Origin of the sequence: Nocardioides daphniae, assembly GCF_004777465.1 — a bacterium.
Taxonomy (GTDB): Bacteria; Actinomycetota; Actinomycetes; order Propionibacteriales; family Nocardioidaceae; genus Nocardioides; species Nocardioides daphniae.
Genome location: NZ_CP038462.1, coordinates 3185111 through 3208465, shown reverse-complemented (window position 1 = coordinate 3208465; position 23355 = coordinate 3185111). Strand labels below are relative to the sequence as shown.

General features: G+C 72.7%; 20 protein-coding genes and 2 pseudogenes. 14 read left to right on the top strand and 8 right to left on the bottom strand.

Features of this window, described 5'->3' with window-relative positions:
* Positions 1 to 2 precede the first annotated feature (2 nt).
* The 11 genes and pseudogenes from E2C04_RS15790 (at position 3) to E2C04_RS15740 (ending at position 13860) form a co-directional block, all read left to right on the top strand.
* Positions 3 to 941 (top strand): glycosyltransferase family protein, encoded by a 939-nt coding sequence (locus E2C04_RS15790; RefSeq protein ID WP_135833323.1) that lies wholly within the window; start codon positions 3 to 5, stop codon positions 939 to 941.
* Positions 942 to 1101: 160 nt separating this feature from the next.
* Positions 1102 to 2043, top strand: a complete 942-nt coding sequence (locus E2C04_RS15785) for a Rossmann-like and DUF2520 domain-containing protein (RefSeq protein ID WP_135833322.1) — start codon at positions 1102 to 1104, stop codon at positions 2041 to 2043.
* Positions 2040 to 2984, top strand: a complete 945-nt coding sequence (panC, locus tag E2C04_RS15780; protein ID WP_135833321.1) for a pantoate--beta-alanine ligase — start codon at positions 2040 to 2042, stop codon at positions 2982 to 2984. The genes E2C04_RS15785 and panC overlap by 4 nt, the downstream gene beginning before the upstream one ends.
* On the top strand, positions 2984 to 3400 hold the full coding sequence (panD, locus tag E2C04_RS15775; protein ID WP_135833320.1) for an aspartate 1-decarboxylase: 417 nt from the start codon (positions 2984 to 2986) through the stop codon (positions 3398 to 3400). Before panC ends, panD begins: the two co-directional genes overlap by 1 nt.
* Positions 3401 to 3422: 22 nt before the next feature.
* On the top strand, positions 3423 to 5099 hold the full coding sequence (locus tag E2C04_RS15770; protein ID WP_135833319.1) for an L-aspartate oxidase: 1677 nt from the start codon (positions 3423 to 3425) through the stop codon (positions 5097 to 5099).
* A gap of 1 nt (position 5100) precedes the next feature.
* Positions 5101 to 6024 (top strand): carboxylating nicotinate-nucleotide diphosphorylase, encoded by a 924-nt coding sequence (gene nadC, locus E2C04_RS15765; protein ID WP_135833318.1) that lies wholly within the window; start codon positions 5101 to 5103, stop codon positions 6022 to 6024.
* Between the two features lie 10 nt (positions 6025 to 6034).
* On the top strand, positions 6035 to 6811 hold the full coding sequence (locus E2C04_RS15760; RefSeq protein ID WP_135833317.1) for a type III pantothenate kinase: 777 nt from the start codon (positions 6035 to 6037) through the stop codon (positions 6809 to 6811).
* A gap of 84 nt (positions 6812 to 6895) precedes the next feature.
* Entirely contained in the window at positions 6896 to 8608 is a 1713-nt protein-coding gene (locus E2C04_RS15755; protein WP_135833316.1) for a hypothetical protein, read from the top strand.
* 279 nt (positions 8609 to 8887) lie between these two features.
* Positions 8888 to 9232, top strand: coding sequence for a histone-like nucleoid-structuring protein Lsr2 (locus E2C04_RS15750; protein WP_135833315.1), 345 nt, complete (start codon positions 8888 to 8890; stop codon positions 9230 to 9232).
* A 194-nt stretch (positions 9233 to 9426) separates the two neighbouring features.
* Positions 9427 to 11130, top strand: a complete 1704-nt coding sequence (locus tag E2C04_RS15745) for a TolB family protein (protein ID WP_158630721.1) — start codon at positions 9427 to 9429, stop codon at positions 11128 to 11130.
* A 154-nt stretch (positions 11131 to 11284) separates the two neighbouring features.
* Positions 11285 to 13860: pseudogene (locus tag E2C04_RS15740) on the top strand (ATP-dependent Clp protease ATP-binding subunit).
* Between the two features lie 94 nt (positions 13861 to 13954).
* On the opposite strand, the gene E2C04_RS15735 reads toward E2C04_RS15740, so the two are convergent.
* Positions 13955 to 14821 (bottom strand): HhH-GPD family protein, encoded by an 867-nt coding sequence (locus E2C04_RS15735; protein ID WP_135833313.1) that lies wholly within the window; start codon positions 14819 to 14821, stop codon positions 13955 to 13957.
* A gap of 93 nt (positions 14822 to 14914) precedes the next feature.
* Between E2C04_RS15735 and E2C04_RS15730 the strand changes: the two genes are divergently transcribed.
* Positions 14915 to 15685, top strand: coding sequence for a hypothetical protein (locus E2C04_RS15730; protein WP_135833312.1), 771 nt, complete (start codon positions 14915 to 14917; stop codon positions 15683 to 15685).
* Between the two features lie 38 nt (positions 15686 to 15723).
* Here E2C04_RS15730 and disA read toward each other — a convergent pair whose 3' ends face one another.
* The 6 genes and pseudogenes from disA to E2C04_RS15705 all read right to left on the bottom strand — a co-directional run bounded on the left by disA (position 15724) and on the right by E2C04_RS15705 (position 20598).
* Positions 15724 to 16809, bottom strand: coding sequence for a DNA integrity scanning diadenylate cyclase DisA (gene disA, locus E2C04_RS15725; RefSeq protein WP_135833311.1), 1086 nt, complete (start codon positions 16807 to 16809; stop codon positions 15724 to 15726).
* 111 nt (positions 16810 to 16920) lie between these two features.
* Positions 16921 to 18318, bottom strand: a complete 1398-nt coding sequence (gene radA / locus E2C04_RS15720; RefSeq protein ID WP_135833310.1) for a DNA repair protein RadA — start codon at positions 18316 to 18318, stop codon at positions 16921 to 16923.
* A 55-nt stretch (positions 18319 to 18373) separates the two neighbouring features.
* A complete protein-coding gene (locus E2C04_RS20345) occupies positions 18374 to 18607 on the bottom strand; it encodes a hypothetical protein (RefSeq protein WP_238694561.1) in 234 nt (77 codons plus the stop codon).
* Positions 18608 to 18711: 104 nt separating this feature from the next.
* A pseudogene (locus E2C04_RS20340) lies at positions 18712 to 18984 on the bottom strand (class I SAM-dependent methyltransferase); the annotation flags it as partial.
* Positions 18985 to 19103: 119 nt separating this feature from the next.
* A complete protein-coding gene (locus E2C04_RS15710; protein WP_135833309.1) occupies positions 19104 to 19742 on the bottom strand; it encodes a VOC family protein in 639 nt (212 codons plus the stop codon).
* A gap of 85 nt (positions 19743 to 19827) precedes the next feature.
* Positions 19828 to 20598: a DUF3109 family protein gene (locus E2C04_RS15705; RefSeq protein WP_135833308.1), complete on the bottom strand. Its 771-nt coding sequence runs from the start codon at positions 20596 to 20598 to the stop codon at positions 19828 to 19830.
* A gap of 65 nt (positions 20599 to 20663) precedes the next feature.
* On the opposite strand from E2C04_RS15705, the gene E2C04_RS15700 reads away from it, so the two are divergent.
* Both E2C04_RS15700 and E2C04_RS15695 read left to right on the top strand, forming a co-directional pair.
* Positions 20664 to 21599, top strand: a complete 936-nt coding sequence (locus tag E2C04_RS15700; protein WP_135833307.1) for a Ppx/GppA family phosphatase — start codon at positions 20664 to 20666, stop codon at positions 21597 to 21599.
* 12 nt (positions 21600 to 21611) lie between these two features.
* Positions 21612 to 22529, top strand: a complete 918-nt coding sequence (locus E2C04_RS15695) for a sugar phosphate isomerase/epimerase family protein (RefSeq protein WP_338088788.1) — start codon at positions 21612 to 21614, stop codon at positions 22527 to 22529.
* Here E2C04_RS15695 and E2C04_RS15690 read toward each other — a convergent pair.
* A complete protein-coding gene (locus tag E2C04_RS15690; RefSeq protein WP_238694340.1) occupies positions 22448 to 23248 on the bottom strand; it encodes a S66 family peptidase in 801 nt (266 codons plus the stop codon). The genes E2C04_RS15695 and E2C04_RS15690 overlap by 82 nt on opposite strands.
* Positions 23249 to 23355 lie beyond the last annotated feature (107 nt).

The window sequence follows — 23355 nt, the reverse complement described above, 5'->3', positions numbered from 1 at the left end:
CGATGAACCCCCTCGCCACCGGCGACGGCCTCCGCAACCTCGAGGGCCACACCGACTTCGACGTGACCTGGCCGTGGCGTCGGGACGAGCCGCTGCGCCGCGGGGCCACCGCCGTGCTGCGGGTCAAGGACGAGGCGCGCAACCTGGCCTACGCCCTGCCGCCGCTGCTGCGGGCGGTCGACCAGGTGCTGGTCGTCGACAACAACTCCACCGACGGCACGGCCGAGGAGGCGCTGCGCGTCGCGGAGGCCGAGGGCCACGCGGCGAAGCTGACCGTCGCGCACTACCCCTTCGACGTGGCCCGCGCCGGCGCCGAGCACCGCGCCGCCCCCGAGCGCTCGGTGCACTCGCTGGCGTACTTCTACAACTGGTGCTTCGCCCAGGTCACCACCCGCTACTCGTGGAAGTGGGACGGCGACATGGTCCTCACCCGCGAGGGCGAGCTGTCGCTGGGCTCCCTGTCGTGGCAGGTCGGCTCGGCGCAGGCGGTCGTCCGGCTGCCGCGCCACAGCCTGTACGTCGAGTCCCCCCAGCGGGCCTACCTCGACCTCGGCCTGCGCAACGCCGAGGAGTGGGGCTTCCCGATCGGCCCCGACTTCGTCTACACGAAGGCGCCGGAGTGGGAGATTCGGACCACGCCCGAGAGCTACCGCGAGCTGGAGCTGCCCCAGGGCCTGTGCGTCGAGCTGAAGTGGCTCGACGGCGACGAGTTCGCCCACTGGAGCGACCCGGAGTCGTTCGCGACGAGCGAGCGCAACCACCGCAAGCGCCGCGAGTGGGAGGTCTTCCACGCGCTGCGCGACGGCCGCGTCCCGACCGGTGTGGTGCAGGTCGACGCGCCCGAGGGCGTGCACGTCGTCGACCACGTGACCGGCGAGTGGATGCCGCGGGCGCCGCGCCCCTTCCGCGTCGACGACCCGCGCCACCGGCGTACGCCCTGACCCACGCGCCCGACTGAGGCACAGGTCACAGGCCAGTTCGATTCCCGCGGTGGAAGAACGCGGCGTACGCTCACGTTGACCACTACGTCAGAGCACATCGTCTGGTACCCACACCGGTCCCCTCGGGGATGGTCGGAGGGACTGAAACGTGAGGCCTTGAATGAGCACCACCATGAAGGTGGGCGTGGTCGGCGCCGGTCGTGTCGGTGCCGTCCTGTCCGCCGCCCTGCGCTCCGCAGGCCACGACGTCGTCGCGGCCGCGGGCGAGTCCGACGCCTCGCGTCGACGCATCAGTGCCCTGCTCCCGGGCGTACCGGTGGCCAAGCCCAGCGAGGTCGCGCGCGCCGCTGACCTGCTGCTGCTCACCGTGCCCGACGACATGCTCGCCAACGTCGTCACCGTGCTCGCCGCCGCCGGAGCGATCCACGAGGGCCAGGTCGTCGCCCACACCTCGGGCCGCCACGGCCTCGCCGTGCTCGCCCCCGCGGCCGAGGTCGGCGCCCGCGTCGTCGCGCTGCACCCGGCGATGACCTTCACCGGCACCCACGTCGACCTGCCGCGCCTGGCCGGCTGCGTCTTCGGCGTCACCGCCCCCGCGGCCGAGCGCGAGCTCACCGAACGCCTCGTCGCCGACCTAGGCGGCACCCCGATGTGGGTCGCCGAGGAGCACCGCACGCTCTACCACGCAGGCCTGGCCCACGGCGCCAACCACCTCGTCACCGTGGTGACCGAGGCGATGGAGATGCTGCGCGCCGCCGGTGCCGACGACCCCGCGGGCACGCTCCGCCCGCTCCTGGAGGCGGCGCTCGACAACTCGCTGCGCGCCGGCGACTCGGCCCTCACCGGCCCGATCGTCCGCGGCGACGTCGAGACCGTCTCCGCCCACCTGACCGACATCACGGCGCACGCGCCGCAGACCCTCGCCTCGTACGTCGCCCTGGCTCGCGCCACGCTCGCCCGCGTCGTCACCGACGGCCGCCTCCTGCCCATCCGCGCCTCCCGCATCGCCGCGGCGCTGGACCGGGCCGCGAGCGGGCGCAGTGACGGGCCCGCCGACGGGCGCAGCGACCAGGGTCGTACGCCGCACCAGGAGATCCGATGACCCACCCCACCCCGGCGCTGGCCCGCAGCCGCGCCGAGCTCACCAGCCTGCTCGCCGACGCCCGCCGTGACGGCGCGCGCGTGGCCTACGTGCCCACGATGGGCGCGCTCCACGAGGGCCACGCCAGCCTGGTGCGCGAGGCCCGGGCGCAGGTCGGCGACGCCGGCCGCGTCGTCGTGAGCATCTTCGTCAACCCGCTGCAGTTCGCGCCCGGCGAAGACCTCGACCGCTACCCGCGCACGCTCGACGCCGACCTGGAGATCTGCGCGGCCGAGGGGGTCGACGTGGTCTTCGCCCCCGACGCCGACGAGGTCTACCCCGGCGGCGTCCGCGCCGGCGAGACCGACGAGACCGTCACCGTCGACCCGGGCCCGCTGGCCGCCGAGCTGGAGGGCGTCAGCCGCCCGACCCACTTCCGTGGCGTGCTCACCGTGGTCGCCAAGCTCTTCGGCCTCGTACGCCCCGACGTCGCGGTCTTCGGCCAGAAGGACTACCAGCAGCTGGTGCTGGTCCGGCAGATGGCCGAGAACCTCTGCACGGGCGTCGAGGTGGTCGGCGCCGAGACGGTCCGCGAGCCCGACGGCCTGGCCCTGAGCAGCCGCAACCGTTACCTCGACCCCGAGCAGCGTCGCCGCGCGGCGATGCTCAGCCAGACCCTGCGGGCCGCCCAGGAGGCAGCCCGGTACGGGCTCGACGTCGCGGTCGAGGCCGCGCGCGCCGAGCTGCGCCAGGCCCACGGCGTGGACCTCGACTACCTCGAGTTCCGTCGTCCCGACCTCTCGCCGCTGCCGGCGGAGATCACCGAGGAGACCGAGGCGCGCGTGCTCATTGCCGCCCGCCTCGGCACCACCCGACTCATCGACAACCTGCCCCTGGTCCTGGGAGTCCCGCGCCACCTCGCCCGTGCCGCAGCTTCCGCCGCAACTGAAGGAGACAGCTGATGCTGCGCACCATGATGAAGTCCAAGATCCACCGGGCCACCGTGACCCAGGCGGACCTGCACTACGTCGGGTCGGTGACCGTCGACGAGGACCTCCTCGAGGCCTCCGACATCCTCCCCGGTGAGCTCGTGCACATCGTCGACATCGACAACGGCGCGCGACTCGAGACGTACACCATCGCCGGCGAGCGCGGCTCGGGCGTGATCGGCATCAACGGCGCCGCGGCCCGCCTCGTGCACCCCGGCGACCTGGTGATCCTGATCGCCTACGGCCAGATGGAGACCGCCGAGGCCAAGGCCTTCGAGCCGAAGGTCGTCTTCGTCGACAAGGACAACAAGATCATGGGCACCTCGGCCGACCCGGCCGACACCTTCGGCGCCGACGACCTGGTCCGCGGCGACCTCGTCGCGAACTGACGTCGAGCGTCCCCGCCCCGCGATGAACGCCCCTGACCCCGGACCGGCGCTGCCCGGACGTCTCGCCGCCCCCGAGCCGGGGTGGACCATCGAGGCCGACGTGGTGGTGGTCGGCTCGGGCATCGCCGGGCTCACCGCCGCGCTGCGGCTGCGCGACGGGGTCGGCAAGGTCCTGCTCGTCACCAAGGACGTGCTGGCCGCGGGCTCGACCCAGTGGGCCCAGGGCGGCATCGCCGCGGCGCTCGGCCCGGGGGACACCCCGGCCGAGCACGAGGTCGACACCCTGGTCGCGGGGGCCGGGGCGTGCGACGTCGAGGCCGTACGCATCCTGGTCACCGAGGGCCCGGACGCGGTGCGCGAGCTGATCTCGCTCGGCACCAACTTCGACCACCACGACGGGGAGCTGTCGCTGACCCGCGAGGGCGGCCACCACCGTGACCGGATCGCGCACGCCGGTGGCGACGCCACGGGCGCGGAGATCCAGCGCGCGCTGATCGCCGCGGTCGCCGCGGCGCCGGAGATCGAGGTCATCCAGCACGCGCTGGCGCTCGACCTGCAGCTCGCCGCCGACGGCGGGGTGGCCGGCGTGACCCTGCACGTCATGGGCGAGGGGCAGCACGACGGGGTCGGTGCGGTCCGCTGCCGGGCGGTGGTCCTGGCCGCGGGCGGCTTCGGGCAGGTCTTCTCCGCCTCCACCAACCCGAGCGTCTCCACCGGCGACGGCATGGCGCTGGCCCTGCGTGCCGGTGCGGTGCTGCGCGACCTGGAGTTCGTCCAGTTCCACCCGACGGTGATGTACCTCGGCCCCGACTCGACGGGTCAGCAGCCGCTGATCTCCGAGGCGGTGCGCGGCGAGGGCGCCTTCCTGGTCGACTTCGAGGGCAACCGGCTGATGGCCGGCGTGCACCCGCTGGCCGACCTGGCGCCGCGCGACGTGGTGGCCAAGGCGATCACCCGCCGGATGATGGAGACCGGGCGCCCGCACATGTGGCTCGACGCCCGCCACCTCGGCGCCGACTTCTGGGAGCAGCGCTTCCCGACGATCCTGGCCACCTGCCGCAGCCACGGCGTCGACCCGACCACCGACCTGATCCCGGTCGCCCCGGCCCACCACTTCGCCTCCGGCGGCGTCGCCACCGACCTGTGGGGGCGTACGTCCGTCCCCGGCCTCTACGCCACCGGCGAGGTCGCCTGCTCCGGCGTGCACGGCGCCAACCGCCTGGCCTCCAACTCGCTGCTCGAGGGGCTGGTCTTCTCCCGGCGCATCGCCGAGGTGCTGCCCGGCGAGCTGCGACCCTGGGCGCCCGCCGTCGAGGACCACCGCGAGCCCGGCCTCGTCGACCCCGAGGCCCGCCGCGACCTCCAGGGCGTCATGACCGACCTGGTCGGCGTGCTGCGCTCCGCGGACGGCCTCACCGGCGCCGGCAAGGCGCTGGCCGAGATCGGCCAGCGCAGTGCGGCCACCCCCGCGACCGCGGCCTGGGAGACCACCAACCTGCTCGCGGTCAGCACCACGCTCGCCCTCGCGGCGCTGCTGCGCGAGGAGACCCGCGGCTCGCACTGGCGCGACGACTTCCCCGAGCGCGACGACGTACGTTTCGGCGGCGGCCACGTCGACGTGCGCGTCGTCCACGGCCACGCCACCACCACCTTCGTCCCCGCCCCGGCCACCGATCCGTCCGTCGTGAAGGGAGCCTGAGATGGCCCTGACCCCCACGTTGCCCACCATCACGTTGGGCCAGGTCCCCGCCGGGCTGGTCACCGAGCTGACCGACGCCGGCCTCGACGTCGAGGCGCTGTGGCAGCACCTGACGCTGGCCCTGCTCGAGGACGTGCCGCCGGGCGAGACCGACACCACCAGCGCCGCGACGATCGCCGACGAAGCCACGGCGTCGGGGGTCTTCGGTGCCCGTGAGGCCGGCATCGTCTCCGGCCTCGGCGTGGCCGCCCTCGTCTTCCACGCCGTCATGGGCGACACCGTCGAGATCACCGACCGCGTGCCCGACGGCACCCGGGTCGTGGCCGGCGACGTCGTCATGCGGGTCTCCGGGCCTGCCCGCGGCCTGCTCACTGCCGAGCGCACCGCCCTCAACTTCGCCTCGCACCTCTCGGGCGTCTCGACCGCGACCATGCACTGGGTCGACGCGCTCGAGGGCACCGGCGCCCAGGTCCTCGACACCCGCAAGACGCTGCCGGGCTGGCGTGCGCTGCAGAAGTACGCGGTGCGCATGGGCGGCGGCGTCAACCACCGCTTCGGCCTCAACGACATGGCCATGGTCAAGGACAACCACGTCATCGCCGCCGGTGGCGTCGTGCCGGCGCTGGAGGCCATCCGCGCGCAGTTCCCCGGTCTGCCCGTGGAGGTCGAGGTGACCGACCTCGACCAGCTGCGTGAGCTCCTGGAGGTCGGCTGCGACCGCATCCTGCTCGACAACATGAGCAACGAGACGATGGCCGAGGCGGTGCGCCTCACCGCCGGTCGTGCCCTGCTGGAGGCCTCCGGTGGCCTCACCCTGGAGCGCGCCCGCGAGGTCGGCGAGACCGGCGTCGATTTCATCTCGGTGGGCGCCCTGACCCACTCGGTGAAGGTCTTCGACCTGGGTCTGGACCTGGACGAGGACTGAGGGCCGCCCCGTGACGTTGCTGGCTGCCGACATCGGCAACTCCCACACCAGCCTCGGCGTCCTCGACGGTGAGGAGGTCGTCGCGCACTGGCGCGTGGCGACCGACGAGCGGCGTACCTCCGACGAGTGGGCGGTGCTGGTGCGCGGCCTGATCGGGGAGGCCGAGCTCGACACCCACGTCGACGGCATCGTCGTCTGCGCCACCGTCCCGGCGGTGCTCCACGAGTGGCGCGAGATGCTCGCGACCCACTTCGGCGACGTGCGTGCCGTGGTCGTCGAGCCCGGCGTGCGCACGGGCGTGCCGGTGCTGATGGACAACCCGCGCGAGGTCGGCGCCGACCGCATCGTCAACTCGCTCGCCGCCCTGCACCTCTTCGGGGGCCCGGCGATCGTGGTCGACTTCGGCACCGCGATCACCTACGACGTGCTCAACCCCAAGGGCCAGTACGTCGGTGGCGCGATCGCTCCCGGCATCGAGATCTCGCTGGAGGCGCTGGGCCGTCGCGGCGCGCAGCTGCGCAAGGTGGAGCTGCTGCGGCCGCGCCAGGCGATCGCCCGCAACACCGTCGAGGCGCTGCAGTCGGGGATGGTCTTCGGCGTCGCCGCCCAGGTCGACGGGCTGGTGGCCCGGATGATCGGCGAGCTCGGCGTGCACCCCGACGAGGTGCGGGTGGTGGCCACCGGCCACCTCGCTCCGCTGCTGCTCGAGGAGGTCGAGTGCTTCACCGACCACGAGCCCTGGCTGACGTTGCAGGGCCTGCGCCTGGTCTTCGACCGGAACTGCTGAACCTCTGGCAGTGTGACCTGGTTCACGCCATGCTGTGACTCGCGCCCGGAGGGGGCGCGCGTCCAGGGGGAGGGGCTCTCAGCCATGCAGATTTCCAGTCGTCGTGCACGTGCCAGGTCGATCGTGGTCGTGGGGGCGCTGCTCGCGTCGCCCCTCGTCGCCACGGGGTCGGCGCACGCCGACGACCCCGCGCCGGTCGAGGTCGTCCCACCCGACGGCGTCGATCTCGGCGGCACACCCGCGGGCTTCGACCTGAGCGCCGACGGCCGGTGGGTCGTCCACACCGGGCGCAAGGGGGCGGCGTACGGGATCCACCTCGTCGACCGCACCACTGGCAGCTCCTCGCCCGTGCTCTCCGGCGGCACGCCGGTGGGCCAGCTCTCGGTCAGCGCCGACGGCAGGCGCATCGCCTACGTCCTGGGGGACGTGGGGGCGGCGTACGACGGTGACGCGCAGGTCCGCCTGCTCGACCGCACCGCCGGCACCGACACCCTGGTCTCCGCGACGCCGGGTGGGGCGGCCGGCAACGGCGTGTCCTACGAGCCGCAGATCAGCGACGACGGGTCGGCCGTCGCCTTCACCTCCCGGGCGACCAACCTGGTGAGCGGCACCTCGGGCCCCGGCAGCGACGTGGTGGTGCGCGAGGTCGGCAGCGGGGCCAGCGAGCTGGTCTCCGCCGGGGGAGCCACCGCCGGCGCATGGGCCCCGACGATCAGCGGCGACGGCGACCGGGTCGCCTTCGTGACCGACGCCGCCGTGCCCGGCGACGACGACACCTCCCTCGACGTCGCGGTCCGCACCCGCAGCACCGACACCCTGGCCCTCGTCTCCGCCGGTGCGGGCACGGCCAACGCCACCGCGCCCGCGATCAGCGCCGACGGCGGCTCGGTGGCCCACCTGGTCGCGGAGGGCAGCTCGCCCGAGCTGGTCCACTCCGGCATCCACGTCACGCGGCTGGAGAGCGGGGCCACGGAGCGCGCGGGCGTCGACGTCGACGGCGTCCTGCGCAGCCCCGGCGTCGCGCCGGTGCTGAGCCACGACGGCCGCTTCGTGCTCTTCACGGCCGTCGCCCTCGGCAGGGGGAAGCACGCGATCGAGACGTTCGTCCGTGACCTCGGCCTCGGCACCACGCACTGGGTCTCCACCGCCTCGCAGCCGGGCGCCTTCTACATTGCGGGCAGCGCGATCAGCGGTGACGGACGCTTCGTCGCCTACAGCTCGTTCGCCACCGACGGGACCAGGCGGTGGGTCGCCGACCTCGGAGAGCCCACCGCTGTTGCGGCACCCCGCAACACCACCCTGCCGGCCGTGTCGCGCGGCCGCGCACCGAAGGGGCCGTCGTACGCCCTCACCGTGCGCCCCGGCACGTGGAGCGACGCCGCGGGCGTCACCACCAGCCACCAGTGGCTGCGCGACGGGCGTCCGATCGCCGGTGCGACCGGCACCTCGTACGTCGTGCGGCGCGCCGACCTCGGCCGGCGGATCGCGGTGCGCGAGACCGTCGGCCGCGCCTGGGGCGAGCCGGAGCAGGCCACCTCGACCGCGACCCGGGTGACCAGGGCCAGCAGCCAGCTCCGGGCCACGGCAGCGCCCACGAAGGTGGGTCGCCCCGTGGTGCTGCGCGTGCGGGTGACCCACGGCCTCGGCGTCCGCCCGCAGGGCAAGGTCGTGGTCCGGTGGGGCAAGCGCTCCCGCGGGGTCCGGGTCGATGCCGACGGCCGGATGACGCTGCGCGTGCGCGGCCTGCGCTCCGGGCGTCACACGGTGCGCGTCTCGTTCTCCCGACGCCCTTCGTGAAGGCGGCCCCGGTGGTGAAGGTGAAGGTGCGCGTCTGGCGCCGCTGAATGCGAATGGCCGGGAAATGGAATAGCGCTCCACTTTCGTGGACCGTGTCCGGCTGAATGAATTGACCGAGGGCCCCGGGACATTTCCCGGGGCTTTCGGCCTTTTCTCCTCAAGGAGCAGTTCTGCAGAGTGTAGAAAGGTCCCCGTCATCGGTTTGCCCTTTTGCTGTGAGTGGAAAAGGGCGTACGGTCACATTCGATATTCACCCCCCACGTGCAGAGGTAGTCATTCATGGCCCAGAAGGTAAGCATCGTCCTCATCGACGATCTCGACGGAAGTCCTGCCGACGAGACCGTCACGTTCGGCCTCGACGGATCGACGTACGAGATCGACCTCACCGACGCGAACGCCCAGAAGCTGCGCGACGCGCTCTCCGGCTACGTGGGCCACGCCCGCAAGGTCACCGGGTCGAAGCGCGGCTCCGCCCGCAAGAACTCGGGCAGCGCTGCCGGAGGCCCCGACACCAAGGCCGTGCGCGAGTGGGCCCGGGCCAACGGCCACGAGGTCTCCGAGCGCGGACGCGTCCCCGCCAGCGTCATCGCGGCCTACGAGGCCGCAACTGACGTGATCGAGTGAGGCGTGCGGACGCCTCGCTCCACCGGGCCCGGCGCCCCCCGAGCGGAGGGACGCCGGGCCTCGTCGCGTCCGTGACCCCCAATATGGGGGTCGATCCGATGCGCCTCCCGGGGGATCCTGTGGGCCCGGTGTGGACCAGCCGGGTTCATTCATCGGGGGAAGTGAACGCATGCGTCGGCAGACTGACCTGCGCCGTGACCACGGCGCTGGTGGTGACCGTCCTGCCGGGCCTGGCCGCGGCGGGTGCCGGAGCGGCGCACGCCGCCGGCACGCCCGTCGAGGTGCCGTCGGGGCCCAGCGACCTCTCGGTCTCCGCGGACGGGCGGTGGATCGCCTTCGCCGGCGACGAGGGCGGCAGCAGCGGCCTCTACCGCTACGACCCGGTGTCCGGCCAGGCGTGGCGACTCGCGAGCGTCGACGGCGCGGTGGTGGCGGAGACCTCCATCAGCGGCGACGGCCGCTTCATCGCCTGGGCCCGCCGCACCGCGGCGCGCGGCCAGGGCTGGGACCCGTCCTCGCAGGTCTACGTCACCGACGCCGAGGCCGGCACCACGTGGCTGGTCTCCGGCGACCGCGTCGACGGCAGCGCCGGCAACGAGGGCTCTGCGCAGCCGCAGGTCTCCGACGACGGCAGCCACGTCGTCTTCACCACCCGGGCCACCGACGTCGTCGAGGGGCCGTACGCCGCTGCTCCCGGCAGCGACGTCGTGGTGGCGTCGCTGGGGGCCCAGGGGCCGTCCCAGCCGCGGCTGGTCTCGGCCGAGGAGGCCGGGGTCGACTTCTCCGAGCCCACGGTCGACGCCGACGCCGACCGGATCGCCTTCACCCGCAGCAGCGTCGGCGGGAGCCGGATCGTGCTCGCCGACCGCGCGGCCGGTGGTCCTGCGTCGCTCGCCGAGGTCGCCGTCGGCAGCGCCCCGGCGCTCAGCGCCGACGGGTCGAGCCTGGCGCTCGTCCGGACCCAGAGCCAGCCCGGCGGCGTGGTGCGGAGCGCGACCTACGTGCGTACGCTCGCCACCGGCAGCGAGGTCCAGGCCGACGTCGAGGACAAGGGCTGGCCGCTGCGCGGCGACTCCGCCGCGCCGGTGCTCGACCGTGACGGAGGGTCGGTCCTCTTCGCGCTCGCCGGCGCCGAGGGCACCGAGCTGGTCGAGCGCGACGTCGACCTCGGTACGACGCGCGTCCTGGCGCGGGGTGTCGACCCGTCCGCGGGGCACGACCTCTCCACCGACGGCGCGCACGTCGTGCACGTCGGTGACGGCGCCGTCTGGGTCGTCGACGTGGACCGTCCGTCCGAGGTGGGCGCGCCCAACGCCATGTGGAATCCGCTCGTCCAGCGGGCGTCGACGCCCGCCCGCGGCCGCGGCTACGTGCTGCGCGTCGACCCGGCCGTGTGGGAGCCGCTGCGCACCTCCCGCGTGGAGCGGCAGTGGCTGCGCAACGGCCGCCCGATCCGCGGGGCGACGGGGCTGACGTACGAGATCACCGCCGCCGACCTCGGCCGCGAGATCAAGGTCCGCGAGCGCCTGCGGGTGCCCGGCCTCCCGGTGGGCGTGGCCACGTCGCGGGGCTACAAGGTCAAGCCCGACCTGGCCCGCCTCCTGGCTCCGGCGCGGCTGCGCGTCGGCGCGGCCAGGGTGACCCTGCGGGTGCGGGTGCGCACGCTGCCGGGCTCCGAGACGTACGTCAAGGGTGCGGCCGCTCCCCAGGGGACGGTGCGCGTCGTCGTGGGTCGCCGCGTGCTCCACGCGACGGTCGGCAGGGACGGGTGGGCGCGACTGATGCTGCCGAGGATGCGTCCGGGCCGTCACCAGCTGCGCGTGCAGCACGTCGGGACCGCCTACGTGAGGGCCGCGGCGCCGAAGAGGGTGTCGTTGCTGGTGCGCCAGCGCCGGTGATCCTGCGGCGCGCCGGGCCGGGGTGTTCGCTGGCAGCGGACGGGCTGGTCCTGTCGGTGGGAACACGTAGGCTGGTCCCGGGCGTTGAGCCCAGTGTCTCCACGCCTGTGCGTGCACCGTGCGCGGCCGGGGACCAGAAACGTTAGGAGCGCAGATGTTCGAGCGGTTCACCGACCGAGCCCGACGAGTGGTGGTGCTGGCCCAGGAAGAGGCCCGCATGCTCTCGCACAACTACATCGGTACCGAGCACATCCTGCTCGGCCTCATCCACGAGGGCGAGGGTGTGGCCGCCAAGGCGCTCGAGTCCCTCGACATCTCGTTGGAGGCCGTGCGCGCCCAGGTCGAGGAGATCATCGGCCAGGGTCAGCAGGCTCCCTCGGGCCACATCCCCTTCACCCCCCGCGCCAAGAAGGTGCTCGAGCTGTCCCTGCGCGAGGCGCTGCAGCTCGGCCACTCCTACTCGGCACCGAGCACATCCTGCTCGGGCTGATCCGCGAGGGCGAGGGCGTCGCCGCCCAGGTCCTGCAGAAGCTCGGCGCCGACCTCAACCGCGTCCGCCAGCAGGTCATCCAGCTGCTCTCCGGCTTCCAGGGCAAGGAGACCGCCGGTGCCAGCACCGGCGCCAGCTCCTCGCAGGGCGAGACCCCGCAGTCGTCGCTGGTCCTCGACCAGTTCGGCCGCAACCTCACCCAGGCCGCCCGTGAGGGCAAGCTCGACCCGGTGATCGGCCGTGAGCAGGAGATCGAGCGGGTCATGCAGATCCTCTCGCGCCGCACGAAGAACAACCCGGTCCTGATCGGTGAGCCCGGCGTCGGCAAGACCACCGTCGTCGAGGGCCTCGCGCAGGACATCGTCAAGGGCAACGTCCCCGAGACGCTGCGCGACAAGCAGATCTACACCCTCGACCTGGGTGCCCTGGTCGCCGGCTCGCGCTACCGCGGTGACTTCGAGGAGCGCCTCAAGAAGGTGCTCAAGGAGATCAAGACCCGCGGCGACATCGTCCTCTTCATCGACGAGATCCACACCCTGGTGGGTGCGGGTGCCGCCGAGGGCGCGATCGACGCCGCCAGCATCCTCAAGCCGATGCTGGCCCGCGGTGAGCTGCAGACCATCGGTGCGACCACCCTGGACGAATACCGCAAGCACCTCGAGAAGGACGCCGCGCTCGAGCGCCGCTTCCAGCCGATCCAGGTCGCCGAGCCGTCGATCGCTCACACGATCGAGATGCTCAAGGGCCTGCGTGACCGCTACGAGGCGCACCACCGCGTCACCATCACCGACGAGGCCCTGGTCTCGGCGGCGACCCTGGCCGACCGCTACATCTCCGACCGGTTCCTGCCGGACAAGGCCATCGACCTGATCGACGAGGCCGGTTCCCGCCTGCGCATCCGCCGCATGACCGCTCCCGCCGACCTGCGCGAGTACGACGACAAGATCACCGACGTGCGCCAGCGCAAGGAGGCCGCGATCGACGGCCAGGACTTCGAGGCGGCCGCGCGCCTGCGTGACGAGGAGAAGCAGCTGATCGCCGCCAAGGCCGACCGCGAGAAGCAGTGGCGCTCCAACGACCTGGACGAGATCGCCGAGGTCGACGAGGAGATCATCGCCGAGGTGCTCGCCGTCGCGACCGGCATCCCGATCGTCAAGCTGTCGGAGGAGGAGTCCACCCGTCTGCTCAAGATGGAGGACGAGCTCCACAAGCGCGTCATCGGTCAGGAGGACGCCGTCAAGGCGATCTCGCGGGCCATCCGCCGCACCCGTGCCGGCCTGAAGGACCCGAAGCGCCCCGGCGGTTCGTTCATCTTCGCCGGTCCGTCCGGTGTCGGTAAGACGTGGCTGTCGAAGACGCTGGCCGAGTTCCTCTTCGGTGACGAGGACGCGCTCATCCAGCTCGACATGTCCGAGTTCGCCGAGAAGCACACGGTCTCGCGCCTCTTCGGCTCGCCCCCCGGCTACGTGGGCTACGAGGAGGGTGGCCAGCTGACGGAGAAGGTGCGCCGCAAGCCGTTCTCGGTCGTCCTCTTCGACGAGGTCGAGAAGGCCCACCCGGACATCTTCAACTCGCTGCTGCAGATCCTCGAGGAAGGTCGCCTGACCGACTCGCAGGGCCGCGTGGTCGACTTCAAGAACACCGTCATCATCATGACCACGAACCTCGGTTCCCGCGACATCGCCAAGGGCGTGAGCCTGGGCTTCGGCAACGCGTCCGACACCCAGGGCACGTACGACCGGATGAAGGCCAAGGTGTCGGAGGAGCTCAAGCAGCACTTCCGCCCCGAGTTCCTCAACCGTGTCGACGAGATCATCGTCTTCCCGCCGCTGACGCAGGAGCAGATCGTGGCGATGGTCGACAACATGATCGCCTCCGTCGACAAGCGCCTGCGCGACCGCGACATGACCATCGAGGTCACCGACGCGGCCAAGAAGGTGCTCGCCGAGCGCGGTTACGACCCGGTGCTGGGCGCCCGCCCGCTGCGCCGGACCGTGCAGCGCGAGATCGAGGACGTGCTGGCCGAGAAGATGCTCTACGGCGAGGTCGGTCCCGGCCAGATCGTGCTCGTGGACGCCGAGGGCGAGGGTCCGACCGCGACCTTCACCTTCACCGGCCAGAAGAACTCGACCGTGCCGGACATGCCGCCGCTGGAGACGATCGACGTCGAGGGTGCCCCCACCGAGGGCCCCGACGACTCGGCCGGCCCGGTCGACGTCCCCCGTGCCGAGGGCGAGTGACCTTCCAGGTCTGACTGACGACGGCCCGGCTGCCCCGCGAGAGCGGTGGCAGCCGGGCCGTCGCCATTCCGCCTCCCCGGCTGCCAGCCGCGCGTCAGGGGAGGGCGTACGTCTCGTCCCCGACCTGCACCATCAGCTGGTCGGCGAGCAGCGAGGCCAGGCAGCGCTCGCGCTGCACGTGGTCGGGCCACGCCGCGACCAGGCTGCTGACGTGCACCGGGCCGTGCGCCTCACGCAGCACGGCCATCAACCGACCACGGCACTGGCGGTCGGTGCCGTCCCAGGCCTGGCCGCGGCGCGGCGGGCCGTCGTACGCCGGTCGCCCGGCCAGCAGCCACGCGCACTGGTCGCGCACCGGGCAGGCGCCGCAGTCGGGTGACTTCGCGGTGCAGACGAGCGCGCCCAGCTCCATCACGGCGACCGCCCACTCGGCGGCGACGGGTGCCTCGTCGGGCAGCAACCCGGTCGCCAGGTCGCGCTCGGCGCGGGTCGGGGCGGTGGTGGGGAACTCGACGCCGCTCACGGCGCGGGCGAGGACCCGACGCACGTTGGTGTCGAGGACGACGTGGCGGCGGCCGAAGGCGAAGCTGGCGATGGCCGAGGCGGTGTAGTCACCGACGCCGGGCAGCGCGACGAGGTCCTCGTACGCCGCCGGCACCTCCCCGTCGTGCCGCTCCACGATGGCGGTGGCTGCGGCGTGCAGCCGCAGCGCGCGGCGGGGGTAGCCGAGGCGTCCCCACGCGCGTACGGCCTCGCCCGTCGGCTCGGCCGCCAGTGCCGCGGGGGTCGGCCAGCGGGTCAGCCAGGCCTCGTGGGGTCCGAGCACCCGCGCGACCGGGGTCTGCTGGAGCATGAACTCGCTGACCATGACCGACCAGGGCGAGGCCTCGGGGCGGCGCCACGGCAGGTCGCGCTGGTGGGCGGCGTACCAGTCGAGGATCGGGGCGTGCAGCGTGCTCATCGCCGCGATCGTAGCCACGGTGACCGCGAACAACTCGCGCGGCCTCGGAGAGCCTCCCCGGTCCGGGCGCCGCCGGTGGCTAACGTTTCGGGCATGTCCGCGCTGACCTCCCCCAAGGGTCCGTTGCCGCCCCGCGTCTACTGGTTCCGCCGTGCCCTGGTGCTCGGCACGGTCTTCCTGGTGGTCTTCGGCGCCGCCCGCCTGCTCACCAGCAGCAGTGACGCCTCGTCCGGCGGCGAGGACGCCGCGACGACGGTCAGCACGGAGGTGGTCGAGGCGCCCGAGGCGACCGCGACCCCCACGGCCACCGCCTCGGCGTCGCCGAGCGCGAAGCCGACCAAGCCGCCGCTTCCCGCGCCGGAGGGCGTCTGCTCCAACGAGGACGTCGTGGTCACCCCCGACGTGCCGAGCAAGCGGTCGACGGCCAAGCTGCCGATCACCCTGGTGCTGACCACGCAGACGGCCGAGGCGTGCACCTGGCAGGTCTCCTCGCGCAGCGTGACGGTCAAGATCGACTCCGGTCCGCGCAAGGACCCCGACGAGATCTGGCACAGCCGGCACTGCCCGCAGGCGATCCCGACGAAGGACGTCACCGTCTACCGCGACCACGAGACCAAGGTCGAGATGACGTGGAGCGGTCGCCGCTCCGACGACGAGTGCTCCAACCTCACCGACTGGGCGCGCGCCGGCTGGTACCACGTCAACGCGGCCGCATATGCCGGTGAGCCGACCTCGGTGCAGTTCAAGCTCACCCGGCCCTCGGCAGTCACCGTGACGAAGACGGTCGACCCCAAGCCGAAGAAGGCGAAGAAGAAGCCGTCCTCGTCGCCGAAGCCGTCGGGCGCCGTCGAGCCGAACGGCTGATCCTGCTCGCTCGGGGCGGCTGCCTCAGGGCTGGTGGGTCAGACGTAGCGCTCGAGGATGCTCGACTCCGCCAGGCGGGAGAGCCCCTCGCGGACCGAGCGGGCGCGCAGCTCGCCGACGCCCTCCACGGTCTGCAGGTCGTCGATGCCGGCGGAGAGCAGCTGCTGCAGCCCGCCGAAGTTCTCGACCAGGCGCTCCACCACCGTGGCGGGGAGGCGCGGCACCTTGGCCAGGAGGCGGAAGCCGCGCGGGGCGACGGCGCCGTCGAGGTGGTCACCCGTGGTGAGGTCCAGCGCCTTGGCGACGGCGGCGGGGTCGACGAGCTCGGTGGGGGAGAGCGCACCCAGGGCGGCCAGCACCTCGGCGGGTGACTTCTGCTTCTTGCTCGCCGGCAGGTAGTCGCGGATGACCAGCTCGCGGTCGGCGTCGACGCCGGTGATGAGCTCCTCCAGCTGCAGGGAGAGCAGTCGGCCGTCGGTGCCGAGCTCCAGGACGTAGTCCTCGATCTCGGCGGAGATCCGGCTGACCATCTCGAGGCGCTGGGCCACGACGGCGACGTCGCGGACGGTGACGAGGTCCTCGATCTCCAGCGCCGACAGCGTGGAGGAGACCTCGTCGAGGCGCAGCTTGTAGCGCTCCAGCGTCGCCAGGGCCTGGTTGGCGCGGGACAGGATCTGGCCGGCGTCCTCGAGGACGTGGCGGGTCTCGCCGACGTAGATCGCGATGATCTGCATCGACTGCGAGACCGAGACGACGGGGAAGCCGGTCTGGCGGGCCACCCGGTCGGCGGTGCGGTGACGGGTGCCGGTCTCGTCGGAGTGGATCGTGTGGTCGGGCATCAGGTGCACCGCGGCACGGTGGATGCGCGAGACGTCCTTGTCCAGGATGATCGCGCCGTCCATCTTGGCCAGCTCGCGCAGCCCGGTGGCGGTGAAGGGGACGTCGAGGGTGAAGCCGCCGGTGCAGATCGACTCGACCAGCTTGTCGTGGCCGAGCACGATCAGGGCGCCGGTGCGGCCGCGCAGGATGCGTTCGAGGCCGTCACGCAGGGTGGTGCCGGGGGCGATCGAGGCGAGCGTGGCCCGTAGGCGCAGGAGTTCCTCGCTGCGCTCGATGTTGACCACGTGGTCCCTCCGTCCGTCGGCGCCCAGGACGCCCAGCCCTCAGGTCAGCGTCAGTGTAGCGGCCGGTCCACCGGCTCCCGCCGCCTGCGGTCACGCTGCGCCCGCGCGTCGTCAGTCGCCCCTTGTCAGGCGCAGCAGGCGCAGCGCGGAGGCGACGTCCTGCACGTCCAGGACGCGCATCCCGTCGACGGTCCACGACTCCGGTGTCCGGCTCTTCGCCGGGCCCCGCTCGCCCGGGACGACGGCCACCCGGAAGCCCAGACGACTCGCCTCGCCGAGGCGCTGCGGGAGGTCGCGGACCCGCCGCAGCTCGCCGGCCAGGCCGATCTCGCCCATCGCCACGACCCCGGTGGGTGCGGCCACGTCGAAGCAGGCGCCAGCCACCGCGACCGCGATCGCCAGGTCGCTCGCCGGGTCGACGAGCTTGGCGCCGCCGACCGTGGAGACGAAGACGTCGTGGTTGTGCAGCCGGATCCCGCAGTGCTGCTGCAAGACCGCGAGGACCATGGAGAGGCGGGAGGAGTCGATGCCCGACGTCGTACGCCGTGGGCGCTCCGACGCGGTCGGTGTCACCAGGGCCTGCACCTCGGCGAGCAGTGGACGCCGGCCCTCCATGGTGACGGCGACGCAGGTGCCCGGGACCTGGGTGGAGTGGTGCTCGACGAAGAGCCCGGTCGGGTCGGTGACGGCGGTGATGCCGTCGGCGCCCAGGTCGAAGCAGCCGACCTCGTCGACCGGACCGAAGCGGTTCTTCATCGCCCGGACCATCCGGAAGCGGGAGTTGCGGTCGCCCTCGAAGTGCAGGACGACGTCGACGACGTGCTCGAGCACGCGCGGGCCGGCGATCGAGCCGTCCTTGGTGACGTGGCCGACCAGGACCGTGGTGATGTTGCGGGTCTTGGCCATCCGGACCAGGGCGGCGGCCACCTCACGCACCTGGGTCACGCCGCCGGGCACGCCCTCGACGCCCGAGGCGCCGATGGTCTGCACGGAGTCGATGACCAGGAGGGTGGGGCGGACCTCCTCGATGTGGCTGAGCACCGCACCCAGGTCGGTCTCGGCAGCGAGGTAGAGCTCGTCGTGGATGGCCTGGGTGCGGTCGGCGCGCAGCCGGACCTGCGAGGCGGACTCCTCACCGGTGACGTAGAGCGTGCGGTGCCGCATGCGGGCCGTCTGCGCGGCCACCTCCAGGAGCAGCGTCGACTTGCCGACGCCGGGCTCACCGGCCAGCAGGATCGCGGCGCCGGGCACGAGTCCGCCACCCAGTACGCGGTCGAGCTCGGGGATGCCGCTGGTGCGGAAGGCGGAGTCCTCGACCGGCACCTGACCGATCGGGACGGCGGGCGAGGTGACCGCGCTCGGTGCGGTGCGCCCCGACGGCGCGGTGGCAGCGGCCTCGGCGACCGAGCCCCAGGCCTGGCACTCGCCGCAGCGGCCCACCCACTTGGCGGTCTCCCAGCCGCACTCCGAGCAGCGGTAGGTGGCACGGGTGCGCGTCGACTTGGTCATGCGAGCACGGTAGGGGAGGGCGCCGACAACTCCGTTGCCCCGCCCCGGAGGCCGCTCAGTAGCTCTTCCACCACAGGTTGACCGCGTAGTCGACCGACAGCCCCGACAGCGCGGCCCCGTGGCGCTCGCGGTGCTCGGCGATCGCGGCCTCCGCGGTGGCCGGGTCGAACTCGATGCGGAGCACGGCCTCGAGGTCCGCCCAGGTGTCGAAGCGCCACCCCATGTCGACGCTGCGCCGCTGCCACCCGTGCGAGGACCAGAACCGTTCGACGGCGTCCGGGTCGACCATCGGGTAGCCGCGGCGGAACCAGGCCCGAAGGTCGAGCGGGTCGCGTCGTTGTCGATCACCATCGCGGTGCCCCCGCGGCGTACGACGCGGTCCAGCTCCGCCAGCCCGGGCTCGCTGCCGGGGCCGAAGAAGTAGGCCCAGCGCGCGTGCACGACGTCGACCGACGCGTCGGGCAGCGGCACCTGCTGGGCGGTGCCGCCCAGGACCGAGACGTGCGGGAGCGACTTCGTGCGCCGCCGCGCGAGCTGCACCAGCGGCGGGTGCGGCTCGACGCCGATCACCTGCGCGGCCTCCTCGGCGAAGAAAGGCAGGTGGAAGCCGGTGCCGCAGCCGAGGTCGAGCACGGTCCGGGCTCGCCACGACGCGACCTCGCGCATCGCCGCGACCAGGTGGCCGTCAGGGTCGACGGCGCGGTTCTCGACCTCGTACGTCGCGGTGTGGTGCCAGATGTTGGGGCTCGGCCGCACGCCGTGCGGCGCGAGTCCTCGCCACGCGGTCAGATCCGGACCAGGCCGTTCGGGGTGCGGAACTGGACGGCCATGATGCCGGGGGTGCCGTTGGGCGCGACCCACTCGACGTCGATGTCCTCGAGGGGAGCCTCGACGGACTGGCCGAGCCACTCGCTGACGCGCTGCGGGTCACCGGCGATCTCCAGGCGCTCCAGCGCGAGCGAGCCGTCGGCGCCGGCGCTCGGGTGGAGCTCCTTGCTGGTCTGCCACTGCACGAAGAAGGGCAGCTGCGGGTCGGAGATCAGGCCGTTGACGCCGACCTGCTTCCAACGGAGCTCGGTGCCGTCGGGGCGGTGGCGGTTGCCCTGCACGGCCTCACGGCCGAGGCGACGCTCGGCGTGCGAGATGTCGCGGACCTTGACGACCCAGCCGAGCCAGCCGCCGCCGAGGGCGGAGCGGGCGCGCACGGCCTGCCCGAAGGGGGCCTTGTCGGAGGCGGGGTGGTCCAGAACCTCGACGATCTCGAGGTACGTGTCGTTCGCCAGCGCGAGCGTGCGGTTGCGGGTGCCGAACCGGGGGTGGACCCCACCGTCCACGAACTCGGCGCCGAGCAGTTCGCCGAGACGCGCGGCGGTCCCTGCGAGTCCGTCAGGGCCAGCGGCGTAGCTGAGGTGGTCGAGGCGCATGCTGAGATTGTTCCCACACCCCAGATGTCAGACCTAAACCGGGGTCAAGGTCTCTTGACGTCGAGGGTGTTGGTCAGGAGCGGCGTCACCCTTGCGCAGCGCGGGTGGCAGGGTGTATCGCCAGTGCGGAGCGCGACCGAACGTGCGCCTCGCAGTGCGCGACCAGGGCTGCGTACGCCGGTGCGCCCATGAGCTCGGTGAGCTCGGCTGCGTACGACACGTAGACGGGCTCGACGGCGACGTGCGCCTCGGTGTTGCCCGAGCAGTACCAGTCCAGGTCGTGCCCGCCCGGGCCCCAGCCACGACGGTCGTACTCGCCGATGGAGATCTCGAGGTACGACGTGTCGTCGGGCAGCTCGACGGTGCGGTAGGTGCGCCGGATCGGCAGCTGCCAGCAGACGTCGGGCTTGGTCTCGAGCGGGTCGCGGCCGACCTGCAGCGCCAGGCCGTGCAGCGCGCACCCCTCGCCGCCCGCGAAGCCGGGGCGGTTGGCGAAGACGCAGGCCGGCTGGTCGTCGACCGTGGTGACCCGGGTCTTGCGCTCGCCGTCGTCGTCCAGTGCGATCCAGTCGCCCTCCTCGACCTCACGGCCGGGGTGCTGCTGCCACTGCGCAGGCGTCAGCTGGGCCACGAAGCCCGCCACCCGCTGCTCGTCCTCGGCGTCGGAGAAGTGCGCGCCGAGGGTGCAGCAGCCGACGTCGGGGGAGGTGTCGTAGATGCCCGGGCAGCCCTGGCCGAAGATGCAGGTCCAGGCGGAGGTGAGCCAGGTCAGGTCGCAGCGGAAGACCTGGTCGGCGTCGGCGGGGTCGGCGAACTCGACGTGGGCGCGGGGAAAAACGAGGTCGACTTCGGGCACCTGCCGATTCTAGGTTCTGGGCGACTGCTGCCTGTCCGAACGATCGGCCGGGTAGGTTGGTGGCCATGCGGCTGGGAGTCCTCGACATCGGTTCCAACACGGGCCACCTGCTCGTCGTGGACGCCCACGGAGGCGCTGCGCCGCTGCCCGCCTTCTCCTACAAGGAGCCGCTCCGCCTCGCCGAGCACCTCACCGCCGACGGGTCGTTGTCGCAGGCCGGGATCGACGCGCTGACCGACTTCACGGCCGCCGCGATGGAGGTCGCCGAGGACAGGGGCTGCGAGGAGATGCTGGCCTTCGCCACCTCGGCCGTGCGCGAGGCCGACAACACCGACCAGGTGCTCGACCACGTCGCGGAGAAGACCGGCACCCGCATCGAGGTGCTGTCGGGGGAGGACGAGGCGCGGCTGACCTTCCTGGCCGTACGCCGGTGGTTCGGCTGGTCGGCCGGACGCCTGGCCGTCTTCGACATCGGCGGCGGCTCGCTCGAGATCGCCGGCGGGCCCGACGAGTCGCCCGACGTCGCCTGGTCGATCCCGCTGGGAGCCGCGCGCCTGGCCCGCGACTTCTTCGGCGGGGCCGAGCCCGACGAGGTCACCCTGCGCGAGCTGCGTCGCCGGATCCGCTCCGAGATCGCCCGCGACGCCGGCCACCTGCTGCGCCACGGCGCCCCGCACCGAGCGGCCGCCACCTCCAAGACCTTCCGCTCCCTGGCCCGCATCTGCGGCGCCGCGCCGTCGTCGGAGGGCCACCTCGTGCCCCGTACGCTGCGCCGCGACGACCTGGAGGCCTGGCTGCCGACGCTGATCGCCACCCCGCCGGAGAAGATGGCCGACCTGCCCGGGGTCTCCCCGAGCCGTGCGCACCAGATGCTGCCCGGTGCCCTGGTCGCCCAAGGGGTGATGGACATCTTCGACCTGTCCGAGCTCGAGATCTGCCCGTGGGCGCTGCGCGAGGGAGTCATTCTCGAGCGCTTCGACCAGATCTCCATCCTCGACTGAGCGCGGGCTGACATGGCGATCACGGTGGGTCTCTCCACGGTCTCGATCTATCCCGAGTCGACGGCCGCGGGCTTCGCCTACGCGGCGCAGGTCGGCTACGACGCCGTCGAGGTGATGGTCGGGATGGACGGCGTCGCCCAGCAGACGGCGGCGCTCAAGCAGCTCTCCGACCACCACGAGATGCCGGTCTGCGCCGTGCACGCGCCGTGCCTGCTGTGGACGCAGCGGGTCTGGGGCACCGAGCCGTGGGGCAAGCTCCACCGCTCGGCGGCGCTGGCGCACGCGCTGGGCGCCCCGACCGTCGTCGTGCACCCGCCGTTCCGCTGGCAGAAGGAGTACGCGGCGCGCTTCGAGGAGGGCATCGCGGGCCTGGAGGAGTCGACCGGGCTGCACTTCGCGGTCGAGAACATGTATCCGTGGCGCGCGACCGCCGGCAAGCGGGGCGTCACCGCGGGCGGGATGTACCTGCCGCACTGGGACCCCTCGTCCGGCAGCTTCGCGCACACCACCATCGACATCTCCCACGCCGCGATCGCAGGCGACGACGTCATCGAGATGGCCCAGCGGATGGGGTCACGGCTGCAGCACGTGCACCTCACCGACGGCACCGGCAGCGCCAAGGACGAGCACCTGGTGCCCGCCGCGGGACCATGGGGGCGGACAAGTTCCTGCAGCACATCGTCGAGACGGGCTTCGACGGCGCGGTGGTGCTGGAGATCAACACCCGCCGCTGCTCCAGCAAGGAGGAGCGGGTCGCCGACCTGCGCGAGTCGCTGGAGTTCGCGCGTACGCACCTCGGTCAGACGACCACCCAGGGCTGAGCCCAGAGCTGAGCCAGCGCCGAGCCGTCAGCGCAGCTCCTGCGTGATCGTACGGGTGTCGCCGTCGACGGTGACGGTCGCGAGCGCGCCGTTGACCAGCGGCAGGTGAGGGCCGACGTGGCCGATCTCGAGGTCGAGCACGATCGGCAGGTCGAGGCGGCCGAGGGCGTCGAGCACGGCCTCGTCCTGCGTCAGCCCGTCGCTGGTCGGGGCTCGGGTGCGACCGATGAGGATCGCGGTGGCGTGGTCGAACCAGCCGGCCAGTCGCATCGTGTGCAGGTGGCGGCAGATCGAGTACGCCGGGTCCTCGCAGGCCTCGAGGTAGACGATGAGGCCGTCGTCGGCGTGTTCGCGACCGAAGGAGGCGACGTCGCCGTACGCGGTGCCCGCGAGGTGGCCGACCGTCTCGACGCAGCCTCCGACGAGGCGGCCGGTGGCGGTGAGCCGGTCGGCACCGTGCAGGCGCCAGCTGCCCTCGCCGACTGGCTTCCACTCGGTGCCGCGCGGCTCCTCGGCGAAGTCGCCCCAGGTGGTGATGAGTCCGGAGTCGCGCTGGACGTGCGGTCCGGGAGACGAGGCGAGCTCGAGCCAGGAGAGGAGTCCGTCGGGTTGGCGGTAGGGGGTGTCGGCGAGGTTGTCGCCGTGGACAGTGGCCCAGCCGAGGCGGGTGGTGATCGGCAGCAGCAGCGTGGAGAGGTCGGAGAAGCCGACCATCCAGGTCGGTTCGGCGGCGGTGAGGGTGTCCCAGTCGAGCAGGTCGACGAGGTCGATCGCGGTCTCCCCGCCCCACGGCGGCAGGACGCAGCGGATTGCCGGGTCGGCCAGCATGGAGGTGAGCTCGGCGGCCCGCTGCTCGACGGGGCGGAGGTGACGCCGCCGCCCTCGAGGCAGTCGCCGACGACGACCTCGTACCCCTTGTCGCGGAGCCAGTCCAT

What these genes read in the sequence shown, in the direction of transcription:
- E2C04_RS15790 (WP_135833323.1), top strand. Translation starts at nt 3, where the DNA reads ATGAACCCCCTCGCCACCGGCGACGGCCTCCGCAACCTCGAGGGCCAC.
- E2C04_RS15785 (WP_135833322.1), top strand. Translation starts at nt 1,102, where the DNA reads ATGAGCACCACCATGAAGGTGGGCGTGGTCGGCGCCGGTCGTGTCGGT.
- panC (WP_135833321.1), top strand. Translation starts at nt 2,040, where the DNA reads ATGACCCACCCCACCCCGGCGCTGGCCCGCAGCCGCGCCGAGCTCACC.
- panD (WP_135833320.1), top strand. Translation starts at nt 2,984, where the DNA reads ATGCTGCGCACCATGATGAAGTCCAAGATCCACCGGGCCACCGTGACC.
- E2C04_RS15770 (WP_135833319.1), top strand. Translation starts at nt 3,423, where the DNA reads ATGAACGCCCCTGACCCCGGACCGGCGCTGCCCGGACGTCTCGCCGCC.
- nadC (WP_135833318.1), top strand. Translation starts at nt 5,101, where the DNA reads ATGGCCCTGACCCCCACGTTGCCCACCATCACGTTGGGCCAGGTCCCC.
- E2C04_RS15755 (WP_135833316.1), top strand. Translation starts at nt 6,896, where the DNA reads ATGCAGATTTCCAGTCGTCGTGCACGTGCCAGGTCGATCGTGGTCGTG.
- E2C04_RS15750 (WP_135833315.1), top strand. Translation starts at nt 8,888, where the DNA reads ATGGCCCAGAAGGTAAGCATCGTCCTCATCGACGATCTCGACGGAAGT.
- E2C04_RS15735 (WP_135833313.1), bottom strand. Translation starts at nt 14,821, where the DNA reads ATGAGCACGCTGCACGCCCCGATCCTCGACTGGTACGCCGCCCACCAG.
- E2C04_RS15730 (WP_135833312.1), top strand. Translation starts at nt 14,915, where the DNA reads ATGTCCGCGCTGACCTCCCCCAAGGGTCCGTTGCCGCCCCGCGTCTAC.
- radA (WP_135833310.1), bottom strand. Translation starts at nt 18,318, where the DNA reads ATGACCAAGTCGACGCGCACCCGTGCCACCTACCGCTGCTCGGAGTGC.
- E2C04_RS20345 (WP_238694561.1), bottom strand. Translation starts at nt 18,607, where the DNA reads ATGGTCGACCCGGACGCCGTCGAACGGTTCTGGTCCTCGCACGGGTGG.
- E2C04_RS15710 (WP_135833309.1), bottom strand. Translation starts at nt 19,742, where the DNA reads ATGCGCCTCGACCACCTCAGCTACGCCGCTGGCCCTGACGGACTCGCA.
- E2C04_RS15700 (WP_135833307.1), top strand. Translation starts at nt 20,664, where the DNA reads ATGCGGCTGGGAGTCCTCGACATCGGTTCCAACACGGGCCACCTGCTC.
- E2C04_RS15695 (WP_338088788.1), top strand. Translation starts at nt 21,612, where the DNA reads ATGGCGATCACGGTGGGTCTCTCCACGGTCTCGATCTATCCCGAGTCG.
- E2C04_RS15690 (WP_238694340.1), bottom strand. Translation starts at nt 23,248, where the DNA reads ATGCTGGCCGACCCGGCAATCCGCTGCGTCCTGCCGCCGTGGGGCGGG.